The sequence below is a fragment of the Oryzobacter terrae genome (genome assembly GCF_042756445.1).
Lineage (GTDB): Bacteria > Actinomycetota > Actinomycetes > Actinomycetales > Dermatophilaceae > Oryzobacter > Oryzobacter terrae.
This window is the reverse complement of sequence record NZ_CP170578.1, coordinates 3,209,432-3,230,814: the sequence shown is the minus strand read 5'-3', so window position 1 is coordinate 3,230,814 and position 21,383 is coordinate 3,209,432. Positions and strand designations below refer to the sequence as shown.

21 protein-coding genes are annotated in these 21,383 nt (G+C 75.2%); 6 read left to right on the top strand and 15 right to left on the bottom strand.

Going from position 1 to position 21,383, the window contains the following annotated elements:
* Positions 1 to 9 precede the first annotated feature (9 nt).
* From ACFWN3_RS15455 to ACFWN3_RS15425, 7 genes are all read right to left on the bottom strand, one after another.
* Positions 10 to 204, bottom strand: a complete 195-nt coding sequence (locus tag ACFWN3_RS15455) for a hypothetical protein (protein ID WP_377641062.1) — start codon at positions 202 to 204, stop codon at positions 10 to 12.
* A gap of 5 nt (positions 205 to 209) precedes the next feature.
* Entirely contained in the window at positions 210 to 782 is a 573-nt protein-coding gene (locus tag ACFWN3_RS15450; RefSeq protein WP_377641060.1) for an HhH-GPD-type base excision DNA repair protein, read from the bottom strand.
* On the bottom strand, positions 770 to 931 hold the full coding sequence (locus tag ACFWN3_RS15445; RefSeq protein WP_377641059.1) for a hypothetical protein: 162 nt from the start codon (positions 929 to 931) through the stop codon (positions 770 to 772). Before ACFWN3_RS15445 ends, ACFWN3_RS15450 begins: the two co-directional genes overlap by 13 nt.
* Positions 928 to 1,059 carry a hypothetical protein gene (locus ACFWN3_RS15440; RefSeq protein ID WP_377641057.1) on the bottom strand — a complete coding sequence of 44 codons (132 nt, stop codon included), beginning with the start codon at positions 1,057 to 1,059 and terminating at the stop codon, positions 928 to 930. The genes ACFWN3_RS15445 and ACFWN3_RS15440 overlap by 4 nt, the downstream gene beginning before the upstream one ends.
* Before the next feature lie 52 nt (positions 1,060 to 1,111).
* The gene (locus ACFWN3_RS15435; RefSeq protein ID WP_377645632.1) at positions 1,112 to 1,399 is read right to left on the bottom strand and encodes a WhiB family transcriptional regulator; all 288 of its coding nucleotides are present in this window, start codon (positions 1,397 to 1,399) and stop codon (positions 1,112 to 1,114) included.
* Positions 1,400 to 1,649: 250 nt separating this feature from the next.
* On the bottom strand, positions 1,650 to 1,892 hold the full coding sequence (locus ACFWN3_RS15430; protein ID WP_377641055.1) for a hypothetical protein: 243 nt from the start codon (positions 1,890 to 1,892) through the stop codon (positions 1,650 to 1,652).
* Between the two features lie 169 nt (positions 1,893 to 2,061).
* A complete protein-coding gene (locus ACFWN3_RS15425; RefSeq protein ID WP_377641054.1) occupies positions 2,062 to 4,179 on the bottom strand; it encodes an ATP-dependent DNA helicase UvrD2 in 2,118 nt (705 codons plus the stop codon).
* A gap of 119 nt (positions 4,180 to 4,298) precedes the next feature.
* Here ACFWN3_RS15425 and ACFWN3_RS15420 point away from each other — a divergent pair, with 119 nt between their 5' ends.
* Positions 4,299 to 4,568 (top strand): mycoredoxin, encoded by a 270-nt coding sequence (locus ACFWN3_RS15420; protein ID WP_377641052.1) that lies wholly within the window; start codon positions 4,299 to 4,301, stop codon positions 4,566 to 4,568.
* A 17-nt stretch (positions 4,569 to 4,585) separates the two neighbouring features.
* On the opposite strand, the gene nudC is transcribed toward ACFWN3_RS15420, so the two are convergent.
* The gene (gene nudC, locus ACFWN3_RS15415; protein WP_377641050.1) at positions 4,586 to 5,533 is read right to left on the bottom strand and encodes an NAD(+) diphosphatase; all 948 of its coding nucleotides are present in this window, start codon (positions 5,531 to 5,533) and stop codon (positions 4,586 to 4,588) included.
* A gap of 41 nt (positions 5,534 to 5,574) precedes the next feature.
* On the opposite strand from nudC, the gene ACFWN3_RS15410 reads away from it, so the two are divergent.
* Entirely contained in the window at positions 5,575 to 6,945 is a 1,371-nt protein-coding gene (locus ACFWN3_RS15410) for a phosphotransferase (protein WP_377641048.1), read from the top strand.
* Here the strand turns inward: ACFWN3_RS15410 and ACFWN3_RS15405 are convergent.
* Genes ACFWN3_RS15405 through moeB form a run of 3 tightly spaced genes read right to left on the bottom strand, consistent with a single transcriptional unit; the run spans position 6,911 to position 14,501 of the window.
* On the bottom strand, positions 6,911 to 10,180 hold the full coding sequence (locus tag ACFWN3_RS15405) for a UvrD-helicase domain-containing protein (protein WP_377641045.1): 3,270 nt from the start codon (positions 10,178 to 10,180) through the stop codon (positions 6,911 to 6,913). The two genes, ACFWN3_RS15410 and ACFWN3_RS15405, sit on opposite strands and share 35 nt — an antisense overlap.
* On the bottom strand, positions 10,177 to 13,266 hold the full coding sequence (locus ACFWN3_RS15400) for an ATP-dependent helicase (protein ID WP_377641043.1): 3,090 nt from the start codon (positions 13,264 to 13,266) through the stop codon (positions 10,177 to 10,179). Before ACFWN3_RS15400 ends, ACFWN3_RS15405 begins: the two co-directional genes overlap by 4 nt.
* 44 nt (positions 13,267 to 13,310) lie before the next feature.
* The gene (moeB, locus tag ACFWN3_RS15395; RefSeq protein WP_377641041.1) at positions 13,311 to 14,501 is read right to left on the bottom strand and encodes a molybdopterin-synthase adenylyltransferase MoeB; all 1,191 of its coding nucleotides are present in this window, start codon (positions 14,499 to 14,501) and stop codon (positions 13,311 to 13,313) included.
* Positions 14,502 to 14,595: 94 nt separating this feature from the next.
* On the opposite strand from moeB, the gene ACFWN3_RS15390 reads away from it, so the two are divergent.
* The 3 genes from ACFWN3_RS15390 to ACFWN3_RS15380 all read left to right on the top strand — a co-directional run bounded on the left by ACFWN3_RS15390 (position 14,596) and on the right by ACFWN3_RS15380 (position 15,997).
* Complete coding sequence (locus ACFWN3_RS15390; protein ID WP_377641039.1) at positions 14,596 to 15,216, top strand: TetR/AcrR family transcriptional regulator; 621 nt, start codon at positions 14,596 to 14,598, stop codon at positions 15,214 to 15,216.
* A gap of 124 nt (positions 15,217 to 15,340) precedes the next feature.
* Positions 15,341 to 15,562 (top strand): DUF3107 domain-containing protein, encoded by a 222-nt coding sequence (locus ACFWN3_RS15385; protein ID WP_377641037.1) that lies wholly within the window; start codon positions 15,341 to 15,343, stop codon positions 15,560 to 15,562.
* 156 nt (positions 15,563 to 15,718) lie between these two features.
* Positions 15,719 to 15,997, top strand: coding sequence for a GlsB/YeaQ/YmgE family stress response membrane protein (locus ACFWN3_RS15380; RefSeq protein WP_377641035.1), 279 nt, complete (start codon positions 15,719 to 15,721; stop codon positions 15,995 to 15,997).
* Between the two features lie 61 nt (positions 15,998 to 16,058).
* Here the strand turns inward: ACFWN3_RS15380 and ACFWN3_RS15375 are convergent, their stop codons facing one another.
* Positions 16,059 to 16,727, bottom strand: a complete 669-nt coding sequence (locus ACFWN3_RS15375) for a ferritin-like fold-containing protein (RefSeq protein WP_377641033.1) — start codon at positions 16,725 to 16,727, stop codon at positions 16,059 to 16,061.
* A 182-nt stretch (positions 16,728 to 16,909) separates the two neighbouring features.
* Between ACFWN3_RS15375 and ACFWN3_RS15370 the strand changes: the two genes are divergently transcribed.
* Positions 16,910 to 18,484: a DEAD/DEAH box helicase gene (locus ACFWN3_RS15370; RefSeq protein WP_377641031.1), complete on the top strand. Its 1,575-nt coding sequence runs from the start codon at positions 16,910 to 16,912 to the stop codon at positions 18,482 to 18,484.
* A gap of 72 nt (positions 18,485 to 18,556) precedes the next feature.
* Here the strand turns inward: ACFWN3_RS15370 and ACFWN3_RS15365 are convergent, their stop codons facing one another.
* Genes ACFWN3_RS15365 through ACFWN3_RS15355 form a run of 3 tightly spaced genes read right to left on the bottom strand, consistent with a single transcriptional unit; the run spans position 18,557 to position 21,347 of the window.
* Positions 18,557 to 19,612, bottom strand: a complete 1,056-nt coding sequence (locus ACFWN3_RS15365) for an NAD(P)-dependent alcohol dehydrogenase (RefSeq protein ID WP_377641029.1) — start codon at positions 19,610 to 19,612, stop codon at positions 18,557 to 18,559.
* A gap of 9 nt (positions 19,613 to 19,621) precedes the next feature.
* The gene (locus ACFWN3_RS15360) at positions 19,622 to 20,416 is read right to left on the bottom strand and encodes a ParA family protein (RefSeq protein WP_377641028.1); all 795 of its coding nucleotides are present in this window, start codon (positions 20,414 to 20,416) and stop codon (positions 19,622 to 19,624) included.
* A 43-nt stretch (positions 20,417 to 20,459) separates the two neighbouring features.
* Positions 20,460 to 21,347, bottom strand: a complete 888-nt coding sequence (locus ACFWN3_RS15355; protein WP_377641026.1) for a LysR family transcriptional regulator — start codon at positions 21,345 to 21,347, stop codon at positions 20,460 to 20,462.
* Positions 21,348 to 21,383 lie beyond the last annotated feature (36 nt).

Below are 21,383 nucleotides of genomic sequence, written 5' to 3'. Positions count from 1 at the left end.
CCGGGGCGCTCACCACCACGAGGAGTCGAGCTTGCCCTCGATGCTGCGCAGGTGCTCGCGGCTGCACTGCGGGCAGGTCCACACCGCGCGACGGTTCTCGGTGCCGCGGGCCCACGTCGTGCGGGCCAGGGCCAGCGCGGCGTCGTCGCGGGGCGACGTGCCGCACGTCGCGCAGACGACGCGCTCGTCGCCGGGGCCGGCCACGGCGCTCAGGCCCCGGACTTCGCGGCCGCCTTGGCCGCCTTCTTGAAGTCGCGCACCCGCTGGAGGGAGTCGGGGTCGACGACGTCGGCCACCGAGCGGTACGAGCCGGTCTCGGCGTAGGCGCCACAGGCCTGCTCCCACCCGGGCGGGCGGACGCCGAGCTGCTTGCCGAGCAGGGCGGTGAAGATCCTCGCCTTCTGCTCGCCGAAGCCGGGCAGCGCCCTGACGCGGCCGACCAGCTCGGCGCCGGTCGCGGCCTCGCGCCACAGCTTCGAGGCGTCGCCGGCGTACTCGTCACGGACGACGACCGCGAGCGCCTGGATGCGCGCGGCCATCGAGCGCCCGTAGCGGTGCACGGCGGGGGGCGTCGCGCACAGGTCGGCGAAGGCCTCCGGGTCGGCGGCAGCGACGGCGGCGGGGTCGAGGGTCCCGAAGCGCTCGAGCACCTTCGCCGGGCCCGCGAAGGCGCGCTCCATCGGGAACTGCTGGTCGAGGAGCATCCCCACGAGGAGGGCGAACGGGTCCTCGGACAGGACGCGGTCGGCGGTGGGGTCCTGGGCGATCGTCAGCGAGACCATGGCCTCAGGGTAGCCAGCACCGTCGCGCCGACGGCACGCCAGAACTCGCGCTCGGTGAGCGCGACCTCGTGGAGGGGTGACGGGGGGTGGAACAGCACCGCCCCCGACGCGGTGTCGGGGGCGGTGCGCTCGTCGGTCGCGGGGGTCATCGCACGATGGCGTGGATGGTCGCCCGGACCTGCTCGCGCTCGGCCGCGGCCTGCACCTGACGCTGCGTCTCGTGGACGCGGCGTTCCTGTGCGGTGCGACGGAGGCGCTGCATTCGCCTGGTGTACATCTCGTTCTCCTTGGTGGTGCTGGTCTGTGGATCGTGGTGGGACGGGTGGCGCCTACGCGGCGACCTCGGACTTCCGGGGCCGGCCTCGGGGGCGCTTGCGCGGGACGACGACGCCCTGGACGAAGAGCTCGCCACCCCAGACACCCCACGGCTCGCGCCGGTGGAGTGCCCCGGCGAGGCAGGCCGTGCGTGCCGGGCAGGTGCCGCAGAGCGACTTGGCGAACTCGACACCCTCGGGGGTGTCGGCGAACCACATCTCGGCGTCGTTCTCGCGGCAGGGAATCCCCTCGCCGGTCGTCGCGGACGCCTCGTGCAGGTCGAGGAGCTCGGTCAGGTGCATCGGTGCCTCACCTCCTTGGTCGGCGCGCCGGGTGTGGCGCTCGGTCTGGTCGGTCGCGCGCCGGGTGGGGCGCGTCGTATGCGGGGGGCGGCCCTCGTGGGTCCGCACCGGGGTGGTGGTCATCTCGTGTCCTCGCGTGGTCTGTGGTGTGCGTCTGGGGTGCGTCTGGGGGTGGGGTGGGCCGGGAAACGACGAAGGCCGCGGATCCCGGTGTCGGGATCCGCGGCCTCGAGGTGCGCCTGTCTGGTGGTCAGACGGGTGGTGCCTCGAGGCGTGGATACACGACTCCCGTGAACGGGGCGACGATGCGGGCGACGGCGGTGCCGAGATCGATGAGCTGGGCGTCACGACCGCGGAAGCCGGCGGCGGACACAGTGGTCCCCTGGACGGAGCGGAACGTGCCTGCGTGACCGGTGTTGGCGCCGCGCCACAGACGCGTGCAGGTGCTGCGGACAGCGCTCATCGCCGCCTCCTTCATCGTCGTGTTCTCCATGGGGCCAACCCTCCTCACTGCTGCTCGTTCCCGGACGCACGCCCGAAGGGGCGCGCGAGGTGTGTCAGAAGAGCGTATGGGAGCGGAATCGTGGGTGGCAACGCATTTAATCCGGAAAGTTTCCGTGTCGTCCCGCGGACACCACGTGATCCGTTGTGCGACACCGTGATCAGTCGTCAGAAAATTCTCTGAGAACGGCGAGGACGGCCTCGCCCCAGCGCTCGAGCTTGGCCGGCCCGACCCCGCTGATCTGCGACAGCTCCCTCGTGTCGAGGGGCACCCGCTCGGCGATCGCCGTGAGGGTGGCGTCGGTGAAGACGACGTACGCGGGGACGTCGGCCTCCTTGGCCTGCTCGAGGCGCCACGCGCGCAGGGTCTCGAACAGGGCCTCGTCGGCCGTGGGCGGGCACGAGGAGCAGCGCCCGATGGTGCGCTCCCTGGCGGTGGCGAGGTCGCCGTCGCACACCCGGCAGGTCGAGCGCAGGGGGACGGGACCCTTGCCGGCGGCCTTGACGCGCTTGCGGCTCCTCGGCTGGGAGCGCGCGGCCTCGCCGAGGACGTCGGCGGTGCCGTCGAGGAAGCGTGAGGGCCGGCGGGTGGCCTTGGCCCCGGGGGTGCGCGCGCCGGCGTAGGACAGGACGAGCCGCTCGCGGGCCCTGGTGACCCCGACGTAGAGCAGGCGGCGCTCCTCCTCGACCGCCTCGGGGGTGTCGGCCATCGAGATGGGCAGCAGGCCGTCGGAGCAGCCGACGAGCAGGACGGTGTCCCACTCGAGGCCCTTGGCGGCGTGGAACGACGCGAGGGTGACGCCCTGGACCGTGGGCGCGTTCTGCTCGGCCGAGCGCTGCTCGAGCTCGGCGACGAAGGCGGGCATCCGGGCCTCGGGCTCGAGGGCGTGCAGCTGGTCGGACAGCTCGGCGAGGGCGTCGAGGGACTGCCAGCGGTCGCGCGAGGCACCCCCGGAGGTCGGGGCGACCCGGCTCCACCCGGCCCCGAGGAGGACGTCGCGCACGAGGTCGGGGAGGGGCACCGACCCGTCGTCGGAGCGGGCGGCCCCGCGGAGCAGGACGACGGCGTCGCGCACCTCCTTGCGCGAGAAGAAGCGCTCGCCGCCGCGGACGAGGTACGGGATGCCGCGCTCGGCGAGGGCCGACTCGATGCCCTCGCTCTGGCCGTTGGTGCGGAAGAGGACCGCGATCTCCGAGGCGGGGTGCCCCTCAGCGATGAGCGTCGCGATGCGCGTCGCGGCGCGGGCGGCCTCGTCGGGGTCGCTGTCGGCGACGACGAGCTCGGGGACCGGCCCGTCGGGACGCTGGGCCCTCAGCTCGACCGACCCCGAGCGCCGGGAGCCCCCCGGCCCGCTGAGCACGAGGTTGGCGAGCCGGACGACCTGGGGCGTGGAGCGGTAGTTGCGCACGAGCTCGACGACGTGGGCGTCGGGGTGGCGGGTGCGGAAGCCGAGGAGGTGCTCGGGCGAGGCCCCGGTGAACGAGTAGATCGTCTGGGCGGGGTCGCCGACGACGCAGAGGTCGCGCCGCTCGCCGAGCCAGAGGTCGAGCAGGGTCTGCTGGAGGCGGTTGACGTCCTGGTACTCGTCGACGACGAAGTGCCGGTACTGGCCGCGCACGGCGCGCGCGATCTCCTCGTGCTCGCGAAGGATGCCGACGGTGAGGAGGAGGACGTCCTCGAAGTCGATGACGCCGCGGTCGGCCTTGACGTCCTCGTAGGAGGTGAGGAGGCGGGACATCGCCGTGGGGTCGAGGCCCGCGGGCGGCTCGCGCCGCTGGGCGGTGGCCGCGGGTGCGTACGACTCGGGCGTGAGCATCGAGACCTTGGCCCACTCGACCTCCGAGGCGAGGTCGCGGACCGCGGGACCGTCGACGCGGATCCGCAGGCGCGAGGCGGCCTCGGCGACGGCGCTCGCCTTGTGCGGCATGACCTCGGGGGACGCTCCCCCGATGGCCTGGGGCCAGAAGTAGTGCAGCTGCCGGAGCGCGGCGGCGTGGAAGGTCCGCGCCTGGACCCCGCCGACGCCGAGGTCACGCAGCCGGGTGCGCATCTCGCCCGCGGCCCGGGCGGTGAACGTCACGGCGAGGACGCGCTGCGGCTGGTGCACCCCGGACAGGACGCCGTAGGCGATGCGGTGGGTGATGGCCCGGGTCTTGCCGGTGCCGGCGCCGGCGAGGACGCACATCGGCCCGCTCGGGTTCGCCGCGACCTCGCGCTGCTCGGGGTCGAGGGCGTCGAGGACGGCGTCGGCGCCGGGGTGCACGGGGAGCGTCGTCATCGCGCCCGATCCTAGGCGCCGCCGCCGACGTCCCCGGCGGCCGTCCCCAGCCCGGTCGCCGGGAAGGATCGGGACGCCGCGCGCGTTGCCCCAGCCGACCACCGACCCCAGGAGCACCCATGTCCAGCGCGCCCGAGCGCACCCTGCCCGACGCGGGCACCGTCACGATGTTCACGACGACCTGGTGCGGCTACTGCCGCCGCCTGAAGTCGCAGATGGACCGCGAGGGCATCGGCTACACCGAGGTCGACATCGAGCGCGAGCCGGGCAGCGCCGAGTACGTCATGTCGGTCAACGGCGGCAACCAGACCGTCCCGACCCTGCTCTTCCCCGACGGCAGCGCGGCGACCAACCCCTCGATCGGCGAGGTCCGCGACCGGCTCGCCTGACCCTCGGGACGGCCGGCTCAGCGCAGCCGGACCTCGGGGGCGTCGAGCGGACCGCCGTACCAGTGCTCGACGAGGCGGCGCGAGATGGAGATGCGTCCCGACACGAGCACGGTGCCGTCCTCGACCGCCCGCCGCAGGTCCTCGCGGCTGAACCAGCGCGCCTCCTCGATCTCCTCCTCCTGCAGCCGCAGGTCGGTGCCGAGGGCTCGCGCGGTGAAGCCGAGCATGAGCGAGGTCGGGAACGGCCACGGCTGGTCGCCGAGGTAGGTGACGTCGGCGACCTCGACCCCCACCTCCTCCCGGACCTCCCGCGCCACGGCCGCGGACAGCGTCTCCCCCGGCTCGACGAAGCCGGCCAGCACCGACATCCCGCCCTGCCGGAACCCCCGCCCCCGGGCGAGGAGGATCCGGTCGTCGGCGTCGACGACCGCCATGATGACGGCCATGTCGGTGCGCGGGTAGTGCTCGCTCCCGTCGTGGGCACAGCGGCGGATCCAGCCCGAGAGGTCGGGTTCGGTGGGGCGCCCGCAGCGGGGGCAGTGGCCGTGGGCCCGGTGCCAGTTGGCGAGGGCGAGCGTCGTCGTGAACGCCGCGGCCCCGACGTCGTCGAGGTCGGCACCCACCTGCCGCAGGGTGCGCCACGCGTCGTCGTCGGGCCCGACGTCGGCCGGGACGGCGGTCTGCAGGTCGTCGGCGACGACGCCGACCCACGCCGTGTCGTCGACCTCGCCGAGGTAGAGGGCCAGGCGGTCGGGGTCGCGGGCGTCGGGGGCACCGACGACGAGCCGGGGGCCGGACGCGTCATCGACGACCTCGGCCCGGTCCCCGACGAGGCGCACGACCCGGGTCGCGGGGTCGGCGAGGAGCCGGGGCAGGAGGCCGGGATCGGGGCGCAGGTCCCCGCGACGGTCGAACGCCGCGGCGCTGAGGGCCAGGTCGGGCAGGATCGCGTCGGCTGCGGGCACGCTTCCCAGCCTAGGCGGGTCGCACGGCATACCGTGGGGCCGTGGACCGCAGCCCCGCCTTCCTCGCCGCGCTCGCGAGCGCGGCCGTTCCCGGTCTGGACCCGGTGAGCGTCGAGGCGCTGCCGAGCACCCCCGACCAGTCCTTCGACGTCGCCTTCGTCCAGGACGCGGAGCACCGCCGCTGGGTGGTCCGCGCCCCGCGCACCGACGTCGCCGGCGCAGAGATGGACCGCACCGTGGGGCTCCTCGCCCTCCTCGGGCGGCGGCTGCCGTTCGCCGTCCCCGCGCCCAAGGGGTTCGTCGCGCTCGCCGAGGGTGGCCGCGCCGCGGTCTACCCGTACCTGCCCGGCCACCAGCTCGACTTCGCCGAGCTGCCCCCCGGACCGGGCCTGGCCGCCGAGCTGGGCCGCGCCCTCGCGGCCCTGCACAACACCGACCCCGGCGTGTACGAGGAGGCCGGGCTGCCCAGCTACGACGCCGACGCCTACCGCACCCGGCGGCTCGCCGACCTCGACCGCGCCGCCGAGTCGGGCCGGGTCCCGACGACCCTGCTCGCCCGGTGGGAGGCGGCGCTCGAGGACGTCTCGCTGTGGCGGTTCGCCCCGACCGCGACCCACGGCGACCTCACCGGCGACCAGGTGCTCGCGGTGTTCACCGACGACGCCGACGCCTCCACCGGGAGGATCCGGGCCCTGACCGGCTGGGAGGACGCCAAGGTCGCCGACCCGGCCGACGACTTCGCGGCCCTCGTCGCCGACGCGCCCCCCGGCGCCGTCGAGACCGTCCTCGAGGCCTACTCGCACCAGCGGGTCGAGCGCCCCGACGCCAACCTCCTCGTCCGGGCCCGCCTCGTCGCCGAGCTCGGCCTGCTCGGCACGCTCATGACGGCGCTGACCCGCAAGGACGCCGGAGCGGTCGAGGTGCTCACGACCCAGCTGCGCCGCCTCGACGACGCGGTCCACACCGAGGACGACGACGACGACTACCGCCGCACCTCGCTCTCCCCCGTCGTCCCGCGGCAGCGGACCGCCCAGCCACCCGCCCTCGTCGTCGACGAGGACGAGGAGGAGCTCCCCGGGCTGCCGGCGGACGAGGCGTCGGGCGAGATCCCGGACGAGTCCCCGGACGAGCCGGAGCAGGACGAGATCCCCGAGCCCGACGCGACCACCGAGCCCGACGACGACTGGGAGGAGGAGGCGACGCACGAGACCCGTCCCATCGCCGTCGGCGACCACACCGCGGACCGCGAGGCGGAGCCGGGACCCTCACCCGACACACACGACCCCGTCGCCGCCGCCGAGTCGCAGGCCCTCGCCGCCGAGATCGAGGCGGCCGCCGACGACCTCGACGACGACCGCGCCGAGGACGACGCCGACGTCAGCGAGGACGGGCCGCGGCCAGCACGCGGGTGATCTCGGCGGCGTCGGGCAGGGCCGGCCACAGCGTCTGGCCCGTCGCCGCGTGGAAGAACGCCCCGCGCACCCGACCGGGGTCGACCCCCCGCAGCCGCGCCCAGGCCAGCCGGTAGGCCCCGAGCTGCACCGCCCGCGCCGTGGCGCGCCGCCCGGTGGCCGGCGCCCCGGTCTTCCAGTCGACGACCACCCAGCACGGTGCCCCGTCGGGCCCGGCCTCCTCGAACACGGCGTCGATCCGCCCGCGGACGGCGATCCCGTCGACGACGGTCTCGACGCTCGTCTCGACCTCGGCGGGCATCCGGTCGGCCCACTCGCTCGCGAGGAAGGCCTCGCGCAGCGCCCCGAGGTCGGCGTCGGACGCGTCGTCGTCGGCGGACCCGGGGAGGGCGTCGACGTCGACGAACGCCGCGCGGCTGTAGTGCTCCTCGACCCAGGCGTGGAAGGCGGTCCCCCGGCGGGTCGCGAGGGCGGGGGGCTGCGGGAGCGGGCGGCGCAGGTCGAGGGTGAACTGCTCGGCGTCGTCGGCGAGGGAGACGAGGGCCGAGGTCGACAGGTGGGGCGGGAGCTCGACGTCGACGTCGGCCCCCGACCGCCGGCGGGCCCGCTCGTCGAGGAGCATCGAGACCTCGGCGTCCCACGACCCCGACCCGGGAGCCGCCCCCGCAGCGGCCGCCGCCACGACGGCCCGCGCCGGCTCGAGGAGCCGCTCGCGACGGGCGACGTGGTCGAGGGTCGGCCACGTGACGCTCACGACCTCGGCGGTCCGGGGGTTCTGCGGCCGGGGGTCGTCGACGGGAGGCATCGCCACCCACGGACCGGGGGCGACGCCGTCGCCTCCGGCCGAGCGCACCTCCTCGAGGAAGCGCGAGGTGACCCGCGGCGTCGACGCCGACCCCCACACGTGGGCGGTGAGGAGCAGGTCGGTGCGGGCGCGGGTGAGGGCGACGTAGCCGAGCCGGCGCTCCTCGGCGATGCCGTGGTCGGCGAGCGCGCCGGTGAAGCGGTCGAAGGCCTCGGCGACGGAGTCCCAGTCGTGCTCGTCGCCCCACCCGAAGCGGGGCAGGCCCGCACGGTCGCCCCGCAGGTCGTACGGCAGCGTCGCCAGGCCGACGAGCCAGCCCTTGTCGCTGGGCTCACCGTGCCCCCACCCTTCGCCCACGACCTTCCCCTGCGTCGCCGAGTGTGCCGGGAACGAGGACTCGACGAGCCCGGGCACCGCGACGACGTCCCACTCGAGGCCCTTGGCGGCGTGCACCGTCATCACCTGGACGGCGTCGGGACGTGCCTCGACCCAGCCGAGGTCGAGCCCGCGCTCCTCGTCGACGGCGGCCTCGAGCCACGCCAGGAAGCCACCGAGGGTGGCGCGGTCGGCACTCGCGGCGAAGGTGGCGGCGACGTCGGCGAACGCGTCGAGGTGGGCGCGGGCGGCCCCCGGCGAGTACCCGGGACGGGCGAGGACCTCGATGTCGAGCCCGAGCGAGGTCTCGGCCTCGGCGACGAGCTCGGGCAGCCCGAGACCGGTGAGCGCCCGCAGCCGCCGCACGGCCGCCCCGAGGCCTTCGAGCCGCGGCAGCGCCACGGGTGACAGGCGCTGGCCCTCGTCGCCGACCCACGTGGCGGGGGGGAGGTCGTCGAGCGCCTCGACGATGCTCGTGCGCTCGCTCGCGTCGGGCGACAGGTCGGCGCGCCGGTCGCCGCGACCGGAGCGCTGGCGCACCCGCGACCACGCGCCGAGCCCGTCGAGGTCGGCGGCGCCGAGCCGGCACGACGAGCCGGTGAGCAGACGCATCAGCCGGTCGCCGCGGGTCGGGTCCTGCACGACGTGGAGCAGGGCGACGAGGTCGGCGACCTCGGGGGTGTGCAGCAGCCCGCCGAGGCCGACGACCTCGTAGGGCACCTGCGCCAGCTCGAGCGCCTCGACGACGGGGTCGAACTGGGATCGCTTGCGGCACAGGACCGCCGCGGTCCGGCGCCCGGGGCGGGCCAGCCGGCTCGACACCCAGTCGACGACGTGGCGCGCCTCGTCCTCGACGGTCTCGAGCCGCGCCGCCGAGACGTGGCCGGGGCCGGCGCCGGGCCGCTCGACGAGCGGCTCGACGGGCACCCGGGTCGTGGCGGCGAGGGGGCCCGCGACGACGTTGGCGGCGGTGAGGACGGCACGGTCGTTGCGCCAGCTCGTCGACAGGTGGAGGACCCGGGCGGGCTCGGGGTCGCGGAAGTCGTCGCGGAACCGGTCGAGGGTCGTCGAGGACGCGCCGCGCCACCCGTAGATCGACTGGTGCGGGTCGCCGACCGCCGTGACCGGGACCGGCGACCCCGGCGCGACGAACAGCGAGCGCAGGAGCTGGAGCTGGGCCTCGCTCGTGTCCTGGAACTCGTCGAGGAGCACCGCCTTGAACCGCCCTCGCTCGGCGACCCCCACCTGCCCGACCTCCGCGGCGATCCGAGCGGCCAGGGCCATCTGGTCGGCGAAGTCCATGGCGTCGCGCGAGCGCTTGAGCTCCTGGTAGCGCTCGAGGACCGGGACGACCGCGGCCCGCTGGCGCAGGACGCCGACGACGTCGCGCATCGGGTTGGTGCGCTTGCGGGTCCCCTCGCCCTTCGGGACGGCCTCGAGGGCGGCGACGACGGCGTGGAGGTGCGCGGCGAGCGCCGGGGGGCCGACGAGGTGCTCGGCCAGCTCGCCGGCGAGGTCGACGACCGCGGTCGTGACGGTGGACTCGGCCTTGTCGACCTCGTCCATCGGCCCGTCCCAGGCGACGACGGCCTCATGGGCGAACTGCCACGCCGCGGCCTCGGTGAGCAGGCGGCTCTCGGGCTCGACGCCGACCCGCAGCCCGTGCTCGCGCACGATCCGTCCGGCGTAGGCGTGGTAGGTCGAGACGGTGGGGACGTCGTCGAGGACGACGGCGCCGTCCTCCTCCGGTGGCGCCCAGATCCCGGCCTCGCGCAGCGCGGTGAGCCGGGTGGCCAGTCGCTCGGAGAGCTCCCCCGCCGCCTTGCGGGTGAACGTCAGGCCCAGGACCTCGTCGGGGCGCACGAGGCCGTTGGCGACGAGCCAGACGACCCGGGCCGCCATCGTCTCGGTCTTGCCCGAGCCGGCCCCGGCCACGACGAGGACCGGCCGCAGCGGCGCCTCGATGACGGCCGCCTGCTCGGGCGTGGGCGCGTACGACTGGCCGAGCGCGCGGGCCAGCCCGGCCGCGGACCAGCGGGGACCCGGGTCGCTCACAGTCGCCTCCCCTCGGGCTGCGCCGGGCACGAGTCCTTGACCTGGCACGTGCCGCACTGCGGCCCGGGGGTCGCGGTGAAGGCGGCGGCGGCCATGCCGTCGGCGGTCGTGGCGAGGAGGTCGTGGGCCCAGTGCGGCTCGGGGTCGAGCGCGAGGGGGACCTGCTCCTGCAGCGTCGTCGACCGGTTCGCCGCCCGCCCGAGCTGGAGGAGGGCGGCCCCGCCGGAGCGCCCGCCGTGCTCGGTGAACGCCCCGCCCTCGACGGCCACCTGGTACGCGCCGAGCTGGCCGTGCCGGCGCACCTCGTCCTTCGTCGGCTTCGAGCTGCCCGTCTTGAGGTCGACGACGCGCACGACCCCGTCGGGGCCGACCTCGACCCGGTCGACGGTGCCCGAGACGACGGCCCGCCCGAGCGCGACCCTCATCCGCTCCTCCGAGGCGGCCCGGCGCCAGCCCTCGGCCGAGGCCTCGCGGTGGTAGGTCGCCAGCCGCCCGGTCATCGCCGTGGCCCGCGCCAGGTCGCGCCGCGAGAGCCACCCCGGCGCGAGTCCCAGCCGGCCCCAGCGCTTCTCGAGCTCCGCGGCGTAGGCGGCGGCGTCGGTGTCGCCGAGGTCGTGGGCGATCTCGTGGACGAGGGTCCCGATGTCCTGGGCCCCCATCGACGGGCCGTCGCCGCCGCTGGCCCGCAGCACCCACTGGAGGCCGCACCGGCCGAAGTGGTCGATCGTCGAGGGCGACACCCTCACGGGCAGGTCGGCGGCGCGGCGGGGTCGCTCGTCGCTCGTGGCCCGCAGGGCCCACCACTGGGCCGGGTCGGCACCGGGGACCTGCTCGCGGGCCAGCCGCGCGAGGGTCTGCACGGCGCCGGCACGGGTGCCGGGGTCGGGGTCGAGGAGGGAGCGGCGCAGCTCGGCGACGAGGCCCTGGAGGGTCAGCGGGCGGGGGACGTCGGTGAACGCGCGGGCGTCGGGGCGGGGGTCGACGACGTCGAGGTAGGGCGAGGGCTGCTCGTCCTCGCTGCGGACCGCCGTGACGACGAGCCGACGGCGGGCGCGGGTGCAGGCGACGTGGAACAGGCGGGTCTCGTCGTGGCGCACCTGGGCGCGGGCGGCCCGCGGTTCCGGCGACCGCCCCGTGACGACGTCGACGAGGTCGGTGGACCCGAGGAGCGAGCCCCGCAGCCGCAGGTCGGGCCAGACGCCCTCCTGCACCCCGGCGACGACGACGAGGTCCCACTCGAGGCCGGCGGCGCCGGCAGGGGTGAGCAGGGCGACCGACTCGCCCGTGGCGGCCCGCGCGGCGAGGGTGTCGCCGGCGACGTCCTGTGACAGGACGTGGTCGAGGAAGTCGGCGGGCCGCGACGCCGGGAGCCGGTCGGTGAAGCGCGCGGCGGCGTCGAACAGGCCGAGGACGGCGTCGAGGTCGCGGTCGGCACGAGCACCCGCGGGGCCGCCCCCGAGGGCGGCGTCGCGCCACGCCCCCGCGAGCCGGCTCGCGCTCCACATCGCCCAGAGGACCTCCTCGACCCCGTCGCCGTCGCGCAGGGCGTCGACGGCGGCCACGAGGACGCGGTGCACCCGGCGGGCGGGGTTCGCCTCGGGCCCGATCCGGTCGAGGGCGAACGGGGCGAGGACGGCCTCGGCGACCAGGAGGTCGCTCGGCCGGCCGCCGCCGTCGTCGAGCTCGATGCGCCGCAGCGACCGGCGAAGCCGGCGCAGGCCCACGGCGTCGGCCCCGCCCACGGGTGAGCCGAGGACGTCGACGACGACCTCGGGGTCGAGCTCCTCGGCGCCGGCGACGACCTCGAGGGCGCACCGCAGGAGCGCGAGGAAGGGCCGCACCGCGGCCTCGTCGCGCACGGGGAGCTCGGCGGCCGTGGTGTCGACGGGCACTCCCGAGCCCCGCAGCACCCGGCGCAGCGTCGCCGTGCGCGCGCCGCCGCGGACGACCACGGCCATGCGCGACCACGGCACGTCACGCAGGAGGTGCTCCTCGCGCAGCAGGCCCGCGACGAACGCGGCCTCCTGGGCCGCGGTCCGCAGCAGGTGCGCCTCGACGACGCCGTCGCCGGGAACCGGCGCCGCCCCACGGTGGGCGACCCCGCCGACGACGCCGACGTGGGCGACGACCCGAGCCGCCGCGTCGGCGACCGGTGCCACGCACCGGTGCCCGTGCGCCAGCACGAGGGTCTCGGTGGGAGCCCACCCCCGGGCGAGCAGCCGGGGGTCGGCGCCGCGGAACGTCTGGGTGGCGGCGTCGGGGTCGCCGAGGAGGACGAGCGGGACGGCTCCCTCGCCGGTGACGGCGCGCAGCAGCCGGACGGCCGCGGGCGTCAGCTCGTGGGCGTCGTCGACGACGACGAGCCGCAGCCGGGCGCGGAGCCGGTCGAGGGCCTCGGGGTCGGTGGCGAGGAGGTCGGCCGCCGACCCGAGCACCCAGGCGGGGTCGAAGGCCCCCGGCGCCGAGAGCGCGGTGACCTCGTCGTACTCGCGCAGCACCGCGGCACCGGCGACCCACTCGGGCCGGCCGTGCTCGGTGCCGAGCGCGGCGAGGTCCTCGGGGTCGAGCCCGAGCTCGACCGCGCGCATCAGCAGGTCGCGCAGCTCGGTGCGGAAGCCGCGGGTCGCCAGGGCCGGCGCGACCTCCGTCGGCCACGGCGGGGCCGCCGTGTCGCCGGACGCGTGGCCGGCGAGGAGCTCGCGGAGGATGACGTCCTGCTCGGGGCCGCTGAGCAGCCGGGGCGTGGGGTCGCCGGCGAGGGCCGCGGCCTCGCGCAGCACTCCGAAGCCGAAGGACTGGTGGGTGCGGGCGAGGGGGGTCGTCGTCGTGCCGCCGAGCCGTGCGGTGACCGCGTCGCGCAGCCGGGCTGCGGCGAGCCGGGTGGGCGCGAGCAGCAGGCAGGAGTCGGCGGTGGCGCCCTCGTCGACCGCTCGCACGACCCGCTCGACGGCCACCCTGCTCTTGCCCGTCCCGGGCCCGCCGAGCACGCGCACGACCGCACCGTCGGCCTCGACCGCGGCGCGCTGGGCGGGGTCGAGGGAGGGGGCCGTCGCCGAGGCGGTGACGGGGCGGCGGAGGACGAGCACCCGGGGATTCCACCACGTCGCCCCGACACCCTCGGGGACGGGCGTCAGTACGTCGGCAGGGACGGGTCGACGTCGCGGACCCACGCGAGGACGCCGCCCTCGACGTCGACCGCCTCGACCCCGCGCGAGCGCAGGAGGGCGGCCGCCTCGGCCGAGCGGGCCCCGGTCTTGCACACGACGTAGACCGGTCCGCCGCGGGGGACGTCGAGGCCGGGGAGCGGGTCGTCCGGCGTCCCGGCGCGCACCCCGTCCATCGGCAGCCACGCCGACCCGGGGATCGTCACGACCTCGCGCTCCCCCGCCTCGCGGACGTCGACGAGGAGGACGTCGCCGCGGGCGAGGACGTCGCGCAGGCCGAGCGCGGTGACGGTGGGGCGAGGGTCGGCCGGTCCGGCGTCCGCCGAGCCGTCGTCCTCGCGCGCCGAGGCCCACCCGAGGGGCCGCGTGGCGTCGGCGCCCGAGCCGCAGACGCGGCACGCCGCGTCCGCCCGCACCGGGAGGGCGTCCCAGGTCTGTCCGAGGGCGTCGTGGACGAGCAGCCGCCCGACGAGCGGCTCGCCCACGCCCGTGACGAGCTTGACGGCCTCGGTCGCCATGACCGACCCGATGCTCGCGCAGACGGCCCCGAGGACGCCGCCGACGGCGCACGACGGCACCGCGTCCGGCGGCGGCTGCCGGGGGAAGACGCAGGCGTAGCAGGGCCCCTCCCCGGCCCACCACACCGAGACCTGCCCGTCGAACCGGAACACCGAGCCCCAGACGTGCGGCACCCCGAGCCGGGCGCACGCGTCGCCCACGAGGTAGCGGGTCGGGAAGTTGTCGGCGCCGTCGAGGACGAGGTCGTAGTCGGCGACGACGTCGAGGGCGTTGTCGGCGGTGAGCCGCTCCCGGTGCTCGACGACGGTCGTCAGCGGGCTGACCGCGTGCACCGCGTCGGCGGCCGAGGCGGTCTTGGCGCGGCCGACGTCGGCGTCGCCGTGGACCACCTGGCGCTGGAGGTTCGTCGCCTCGACGACGTCGTCGTCGACGATGCCGAGGGTCCCCACCCCGGCGGCGGCGAGGTAGAGCAGCGCGGGCGAGCCGAGCCCCCCGGCCCCGACGACGAGGACCCGGGCCGCGCGCAGCCGCCGCTGGCCGGTGCTCCCGAGGTCGGGCAGGAGGAGGTGGCGCGCATAGCGCGTGCGCTCGGTGCGGTCGAGCTCGGGACCCGGCGGCACGAGCGGGGGTCGGGCCATGGCGCGACGATAACAACCGCCTGAGAGACCATCCCCCGTCCGGTCGTTACCCGTCCGTAGGATGCACACCTGACGTCGGCGACGAAGGACGAGGATGACCAGCACGCACACGACCCAGCGGGGCCAGCGGATGCCGCGCAGCGAGCGCCGCGCCCAGCTCCTCGAGGCCGCCCAGGCGGTCTTCGTCCAGTCCGGGTACCACGCCGCCGCCATGGACGACATCGCCGACCGGGCGGGGGTGTCCAAGCCCGTGCTCTACCAGCACTTCCCGGGCAAGCTCGACCTCTACCTCGCCCTGCTCGACAAGCACTGCGAGACCCTCGAGGGGCTCGTCCGCGAGGCACTCGCGGTGGGCGGCGACAACGAGGTCCGCGTCGAGCGCACCGTCGCCGCGTACTTCGACTTCGTCACCCGTGAGGGCGCCGCCTTCCGGATGGTCTTCGAGTCCGACCTCACGAGCGTCCCCCAGGTGCGCTCGCGGCTCGACGCCGTCGAGATGAACTGCGCCGAGGCGATCGCCGAGGTCATCGCGCAGGACACGGGCGTCGACGACGAGCGCGCCCTCCTCCTCGGGTCGGCCCTGGCCGGCATGGCCCAGGTGAGTGCGCGGCACTGGCTCGCCCAGGGCGGCGACGTCGGCGAGGCGGAGGCGGCCGCCATCATCACGGCGCTCGCCTGGCGCGGCCTCGGCTCCTTCCCCAAGGTCGAGCCCTGATCCGCCCGCAGCGAACACGGCGGCGCGCCCGCCGGGTCGCGGAATGCGTCGGTCGGGCCGCGGGTTAGCCTGAGCCCGACGTGCGCGGCGAGACCGCGCACCCCCGAACGAAAGGTGTGCACCCGTGGAGGTCACCATCGGCGTCCAGAACGTCGCCCGCGAGCTCACGGTCGAGACCGAGTCCGACGCGGCCGCGGTCACCGAGGCCGTCGAGGCCGCGCTGCGCGACGGCGGCGTCCTCAAGCTCACCGACAGCCGTGGCCGCAACGTCCTCGTCCCGGGCTCGGTCATCGGCTGGGTCCAGGTCGGCGAGAACGAGAAGGGCAAGGTCGGCTTCTCCGTCTGAGGCCCGAATCTGCGCTGGTCACCGTCCCCCACTGTGCTGCGGGACGCGGCTAGCATTCGGAGTCGCATCCGGGCTCTGCCCGGATCGGGACGGGGCGACCGCCCCGATCTCGCACGCATCGTCACGTGGGTCTCCAGACCCAGAAGGAGCAGCCACATGTTGACCACGATCATCGTCACCGTCATCCTCGGAGCCATCATCGGCGCCTTGGCCCGCCTCGTCCTGCCGGGCAAGCAGAACATCTCGACCGTCGTCACGGTCATCCTCGGCATCCTGGGCGCCCTCATCGGCAGCTGGGTGTGGACCGGACTGCTCAACAAGGGCGACACCAGCGGCATCGACTGGATCGCGCTGATCATCGGCGTCATCGTCGCCGCCGTCCTCATCGTCATCTACGAGCGGGTCGTCGCCGGTCGCGGCACCAAGCACGTCTGACGCGCCTCCCCGCGCGTGACGCGGCCCCCGTCCCACCCGGGACGGGGGCCGCGTCGCGTGCTCAGGCGGCCAGGCCGAGGCGCGCCATCCGCGCCTGGTGCTCGTCGGTGAGCCGGACGAACATCTGGCCGACCTCGGCGAGGTCGACGCCACCGCCGACGAGGAGGGCCGACATCGCGTCGCGCTCGACGGCGACGGCCTGGGCCTGCGAGAGCGCCTCGCCGAGGAGGCGCCGCCCCCAGAGGGCGAGGCGCCCGCCGGCGGTGCGGTCGGTCTTGAGGGTGTCGCGCACGACCCCGACGACGAAGTCGGCCTGTCCCTCGTCGCCGAGGGCCCGCTCCATGACGGCCCGGGTGTCGTCGTCGACGAAGCGCGACATCTCGCGGTAGAAGTCCTTGGCGATGCCGTCGCCGACGTAGGCCTTGACGAGGCCCTCGAGCCAGCCCTTGGGCCGGGTGCGCTCGTGGTAGGCGGCGAACGGCACGACGAAGGGCGCCATCGCGCTCTCGGGGTCGATGCCGTGGCTGCGCATGTGGTCGACGAGCTGGGTGAACTGGACGTACTCGGTGTTGGCCAGCCCGGCCATCGCCGACTTCAGCGCGATCGTCGGGGCGATGTCGGAGTCGACGGCCATCCGGGTGAACGCGGTGAGCTCGCCGTAGGCCAGGACGCCGAGGAGGTCGACGACGGCGGCCTGGTAGGCGGGGTCGTCGATCGAGGTCTGCTCCACGGCACCGGAGCCTAACGGTAGGATGGGCCGCGTCCACGGTGCCCGGTCGGCACGCACGTGCAAGCCATTGATACGTGGTGGGCGCCCGGCCCTCGCCGTGGCGCGCACCCCTCGAAGACCTCCGATCGGCCCGCAGCCCCATGCGCCGGCGCCCCTGCGCGCCTGCTGACCGGAAGAGTTCCATGACCGACGTCACCGACGCCCCCGCGGGCGAGACGGTGGAGGCCCCCGCGGTCGCCGCCCCGCCCGCCCCCTCGTTCTCCGACTTCCCGATCCACGCCGACATCGTCTCGGCCCTCGCGAAGCACAACATCACCTCGCCGTTCCCGATCCAGGCGATGACCCTGCCCGTCGCCCTCTCCGGCCACGACATCATCGGCCAGGCCAAGACCGGCACCGGCAAGACCCTCGGCTTCGGGATCCCGATCCTCAACCGCGTCGTCTCCCCGCGCGACGACGCCTTCGCGACCCTCCCCCACGCGGGCAAGCCGCAGGCCCTGGCCGTCGCGCCGACCCGCGAGCTCGCCGTCCAGGTCTCCAACGACCTCGAGCGCGCCGGTGCCGACCGCGGCATCCGCGTCCTCACCGTCTACGGCGGCCGGGCGTACGAGCCGCAGGTCGAGGCGCTCAAGCGGGGCGTCGAGGTCGTCGTCGGCACCCCCGGCCGCCTCATCGACCTCGCCAAGCAGGGCCACCTCGACCTCGGCCACGCCCGCATCGTCGTGCTCGACGAGGCCGACGAGATGCTCGACCTCGGCTTCCTCCCCGACGTCGAGCGCATCCTCGCCCTGACGCCGGCCGCCCGCCAGACGATGCTCTTCTCCGCGACGATGCCCGGTGCGGTCGTCGCGCTGGCCCGTCGCTACATGAACCAGCCGACGCACATCCGGGCGATGGCCAACGACGACGGCCAGGACAGCCACACCGTCGCCGCGGTCGAGCAGTTCGTCTATCGCGCCCACGCCATGGACAAGGTCGAGATGCTCGCCCGGATGCTCCAGGCCGAGGGCCGGGGCCTGACCATCGTCTTCAGCCGCACCAAGCGCACCGCGGCCAAGGTCGCCGACGACCTCACCGAGCGCGGCTTCGCGGCGGCCGCCATCCACGGCGACCTCGGCCAGGGCGCCCGCGAGCAGGCCCTGCGCGCCTTCCGCAACGGCAAGGTCGACATCCTCGTCGCCACCGACGTCGCGGCGCGCGGCATCGACGTCGAGAACGTCACGCACGTCATCAACTACCAGTGTCCCGAGGACGAGAAGACCTACGTCCACCGCATCGGCCGCACCGCCCGCGCGGGGAACACCGGCATCGCCGTCACCTTCGTCGACTGGGACGACATCCCGCGCTGGGGCCTGATCAACAAGGCCCTCGACCTCGGCATCCCCGACCCGCAGGAGACCTACTCCTCCTCGCCCCACCTCTTCAGCGACCTCGACATCCCCGCGGGGACCAAGGGCCGCCTGCCCCACGCGAAGCAGACCCGCGAGGGCCTGGGCGCCGAGGTGCTCGAGGACCTCGGCGAGACCGGCAAGTCCTCCGGGCGCCGTCCCGCCGGTGGCGACCGCGGTGGCCGTGGTGGCGACCGCGGGGGCGACCGCGGGGGCGACCGCGACCGTGGTGGCCGCGGCGGAGACCGCGGTGACCGCGGCGGCCGTCCGGCGACCGCCCCCGAGTCGACCGACGCCCCGCGCGCCACCCGCAACCGCAGCCGTCGTCGCACCCGCGGCGGACGCCCGGCCGGCGAGACCGCCAGCTGAGCGACGCCCGCGACGCAGCGAACCCCCGGCGGACCGAGTCCGCCGGGGGTTCGTCGTGCGGGGGCCGCGTCGTCAGGACGTGGCGGCGATGGTGCTGGTGTCGATGACGTAGCGGTAGCGGACCTTCGAGCCGACGACCTTGTCGTAGGCCGCGTCGACCTCGTCGGCCGAGATGACCTCGACGGTGGCGCCGATGCCGTGCTCGGCGCAGAAGTCGAGCATCTCCTGGGTGCCCTTGATGCCACCGATGTTCGAGCCGGTGAGCACCTTGTCGCCCAGGATGAGCGACCCGAAGTTCAGCGACTGGTCGTTCTCGGGCAGGCCGACCATGACGAAGGTGCCGAACGGCTTGAGCAGGCGCAGGTAGGCGTCGACGGGCAGGTCGGCCGAGACGGTGCAGACGATGAGGTCGAACGCCCCGCGCAGGTCCTTGAACGTCTGCTGGTCGCTCGTCGCGCGGTAGTCGGCGGCACCGAACGCGCGGCCGTCGTCCTCCTTGGACAGGCTCTGCGAGAGCACCGTGACGTCGGCGCCCAGCGCGGCGGCGATCTTGACGCCCATGTGGCCGAGGCCGCCCATGCCGACGACGGCGACCTTCTTCCCGGGCCCGGCGCCCCACCGCACGAGCGGGGTGTAGGTCGTGATGCCGGCGCACAGCAGGGGCGCGGCCTCGGAGAGCTCGATGCCCTCGGGGATGCGCAGGACGAAGCGCTCGCTGACGACGACCTGCTGGGCGTAGCCGCCCGTGGTCCACTCGCCGTCGTAGCCCTGCGCGTTGTAGGTGCCGACCGACCCCTTGGTGCAGAAGTTCTCGTGGTCGTCGAGGCACAGCTCGCACTCGCCGCACGAGTCGACGAGGCAGCCGACACCGACCCGGTCGCCGACGGCGTACGCGGTGACCGCGTCACCGACGGCGGCGACGGTGCCGGCGATCTCGTGGCCGGTGACGAGCGGGAAGTGGGCGGCGCCCCACTCCTCGCGGACGGTGTGGATGTCGGAGTGGCAGATGCCGGCGTAGGCGATGTCGATGCGGACGTCGTCGGGGCGCAGGTCGCGGGTCTCGATGGTTCCCTGGCGGAACGCGCCCTTCGGCTCGTCGACGATGATGGCGGGGACGGTCGTGGTCATGCCCCCAGCCTAGGCGGGCACGAGGGCGAGGGAGACCTCGCGGTAGGCCTTGGCGCCCTTGCTCGACCGGGCCGTCGACAGGATCGACCGGCCGACGGCGGGGGCCTCGGCGAACCGCACGGTCTTCGGGATGGGCGGGCCGAGCACCGGCAGGTCGTAGCGCGAACCGACGTCCTCGAGGACCTCGCGCGCGTGGAGGCTGCGGCCGTCGTAGAGGGTCGGCAGGATCCCGAGGACGGTGAGCTTCTTGTTGAGGATCCTGCGGACGTCGCGCACCGTGTCGAGGAGCTGGCCGACCCCGCGGTGGCTGAGCATCTCGCACGGCATCGGGATGACGAGCCCCTGGGCCGCGGTGAGGGCGTTGAGGGTGAGGACGCCCAGGCTCGGTGAGCAGTCGAGGAGGATGACGTCGTAGTCCTTGCGCACCGGGGCGAGCGCCCCCTGGAGGACGTACTCGCGCGCCGGGCGCGAGAGCAGGACGGCCTCGGCGCCGGCGAGGTCGATGGTGCTCGGCACGAGGTCGACGCCCTCCTCGCAGCGCACGACGACGTCGGCGAGGTCGGTGCCGCCGACGAGGACGTCGTGGACCGACGCGTCGACGGCGTCGGGGTCGACGCCGAGGCTGAAGGTGAGGCAGGCCTGCGGGTCGAGGTCGACGAGGAGGACGCGCAGCCCGCGCTCGGCGAAGGCGGCGCCGAGGGAGGCCACGGAGGTGGTCTTGGCGACGCCGCCCTTCTGGTTGGCGAGGGCGATGATCGTGGCCTTGGCCTTGCGGGGGCGGGCGGCCGGGCGGGGGGACGCCATCGGGGGGCCTTTCATCAGGTCCGCGGGACGGGTCTGCATCCTCTCACCCGGACAGGACGAACCGACGGAAGGCCTCCGCCGACGGCAGGAGCGGGCGCCCGGCCACCCACGCCAGACCCACCTCGCGCTGGGCCCCGGCGTCGGTGAGCGGGAGCATCCGAGTGCGCGCGAAGGTCGTCGGGGCCGGCAGGCCGGTCGCCGGCACCACCCCGACGCCGAGCCCCGCGGCGACGAGGCCGCGCACGGTGGGCAGGTCCTCGGCCTCGTAGGCGACGTCGGGCTCGAAGCCCGCCGCCGCGCACAGCTCGAGGGTCTGGGTGCGCATCGTCGACGGGGCCGTGCGCACGACGAACGGCTCGGCCGCCACCTCCTCCAGGGACACGGCGTCGCGGTCGGCGAGCCGGTGGCCGGGGTGGACGGCGAGGACGAGGGGCTCCACGAGGACACGGGCCCACTCGACGTCGGCCTGGTGCACCCGGTGGGCCGTGAGCTCGACGTCGGCCCGACGGGTGGCGAGGAGCGGCGAGACCCGGCCGGCCTCCCCCACCGCGGTCCGCTCGAGGACGACCCGCACCCGGGGCCGCTCCCGCCGGAAGTCGCGGACCAGCCCGGGGACGAGCCACGAGCCGAGGCTGAGGGGGAAGGCGAGGGTGACGACGCCGCCCTCGGGGTCGAGCAGCTCGCTGACCGCGGCGAGGCCGTCGTCGAGGTCGTTGACGAGGGAGTCGACGTGGCGTTTGAACGCGACGCCGGCGTGGGTCATCCGCAGGACCCGTCCCGAGCGGCGCAGCAGCGGGGTCCCGACCTCGCCCTCGAGGCGGGCCAGGGCCCGCGAGACACCGGGCTGGCTCACGCCGAAGACGTCGCTCACCTCGGTGACGGTGTAGCCGTCGGCGACGAGCTGGAACCAGCGCAGGGCATCGGTGTCCACATCCATGACGATAGTGCATGGGTCACATGTACCGAT

Excerpts from the sequence above, each read along its gene's own strand:
- ACFWN3_RS15450 (WP_377641060.1), bottom strand. The coding sequence starts at position 782 with ATGGTCTCGCTGACGATCGCCCAGGACCCCACCGCCGACCGCGTCCTG.
- ACFWN3_RS15365 (WP_377641029.1), bottom strand. The coding sequence starts at position 19,612 with ATGACCACGACCGTCCCCGCCATCATCGTCGACGAGCCGAAGGGCGCG.
- ACFWN3_RS15425 (WP_377641054.1), bottom strand. The coding sequence starts at position 4,179 with ATGACGACGCTCCCCGTGCACCCCGGCGCCGACGCCGTCCTCGACGCC.
- ACFWN3_RS15360 (WP_377641028.1), bottom strand. The coding sequence starts at position 20,416 with ATGGCGTCCCCCCGCCCGGCCGCCCGCCCCCGCAAGGCCAAGGCCACG.
- ACFWN3_RS15420 (WP_377641052.1), top strand. The coding sequence starts at position 4,299 with ATGTCCAGCGCGCCCGAGCGCACCCTGCCCGACGCGGGCACCGTCACG.
- ACFWN3_RS15445 (WP_377641059.1), bottom strand. The coding sequence starts at position 931 with ATGACCCCCGCGACCGACGAGCGCACCGCCCCCGACACCGCGTCGGGG.
- moeB (WP_377641041.1), bottom strand. The coding sequence starts at position 14,501 with ATGGCCCGACCCCCGCTCGTGCCGCCGGGTCCCGAGCTCGACCGCACC.
- ACFWN3_RS15440 (WP_377641057.1), bottom strand. The coding sequence starts at position 1,059 with ATGTACACCAGGCGAATGCAGCGCCTCCGTCGCACCGCACAGGAACGC.
- ACFWN3_RS15430 (WP_377641055.1), bottom strand. The coding sequence starts at position 1,892 with ATGGAGAACACGACGATGAAGGAGGCGGCGATGAGCGCTGTCCGCAGC.
- ACFWN3_RS15435 (WP_377645632.1), bottom strand. The coding sequence starts at position 1,399 with ATGCACCTGACCGAGCTCCTCGACCTGCACGAGGCGTCCGCGACGACC.
- ACFWN3_RS15390 (WP_377641039.1), top strand. The coding sequence starts at position 14,596 with ATGACCAGCACGCACACGACCCAGCGGGGCCAGCGGATGCCGCGCAGC.
- ACFWN3_RS15380 (WP_377641035.1), top strand. The coding sequence starts at position 15,719 with ATGTTGACCACGATCATCGTCACCGTCATCCTCGGAGCCATCATCGGC.
- ACFWN3_RS15370 (WP_377641031.1), top strand. The coding sequence starts at position 16,910 with ATGACCGACGTCACCGACGCCCCCGCGGGCGAGACGGTGGAGGCCCCC.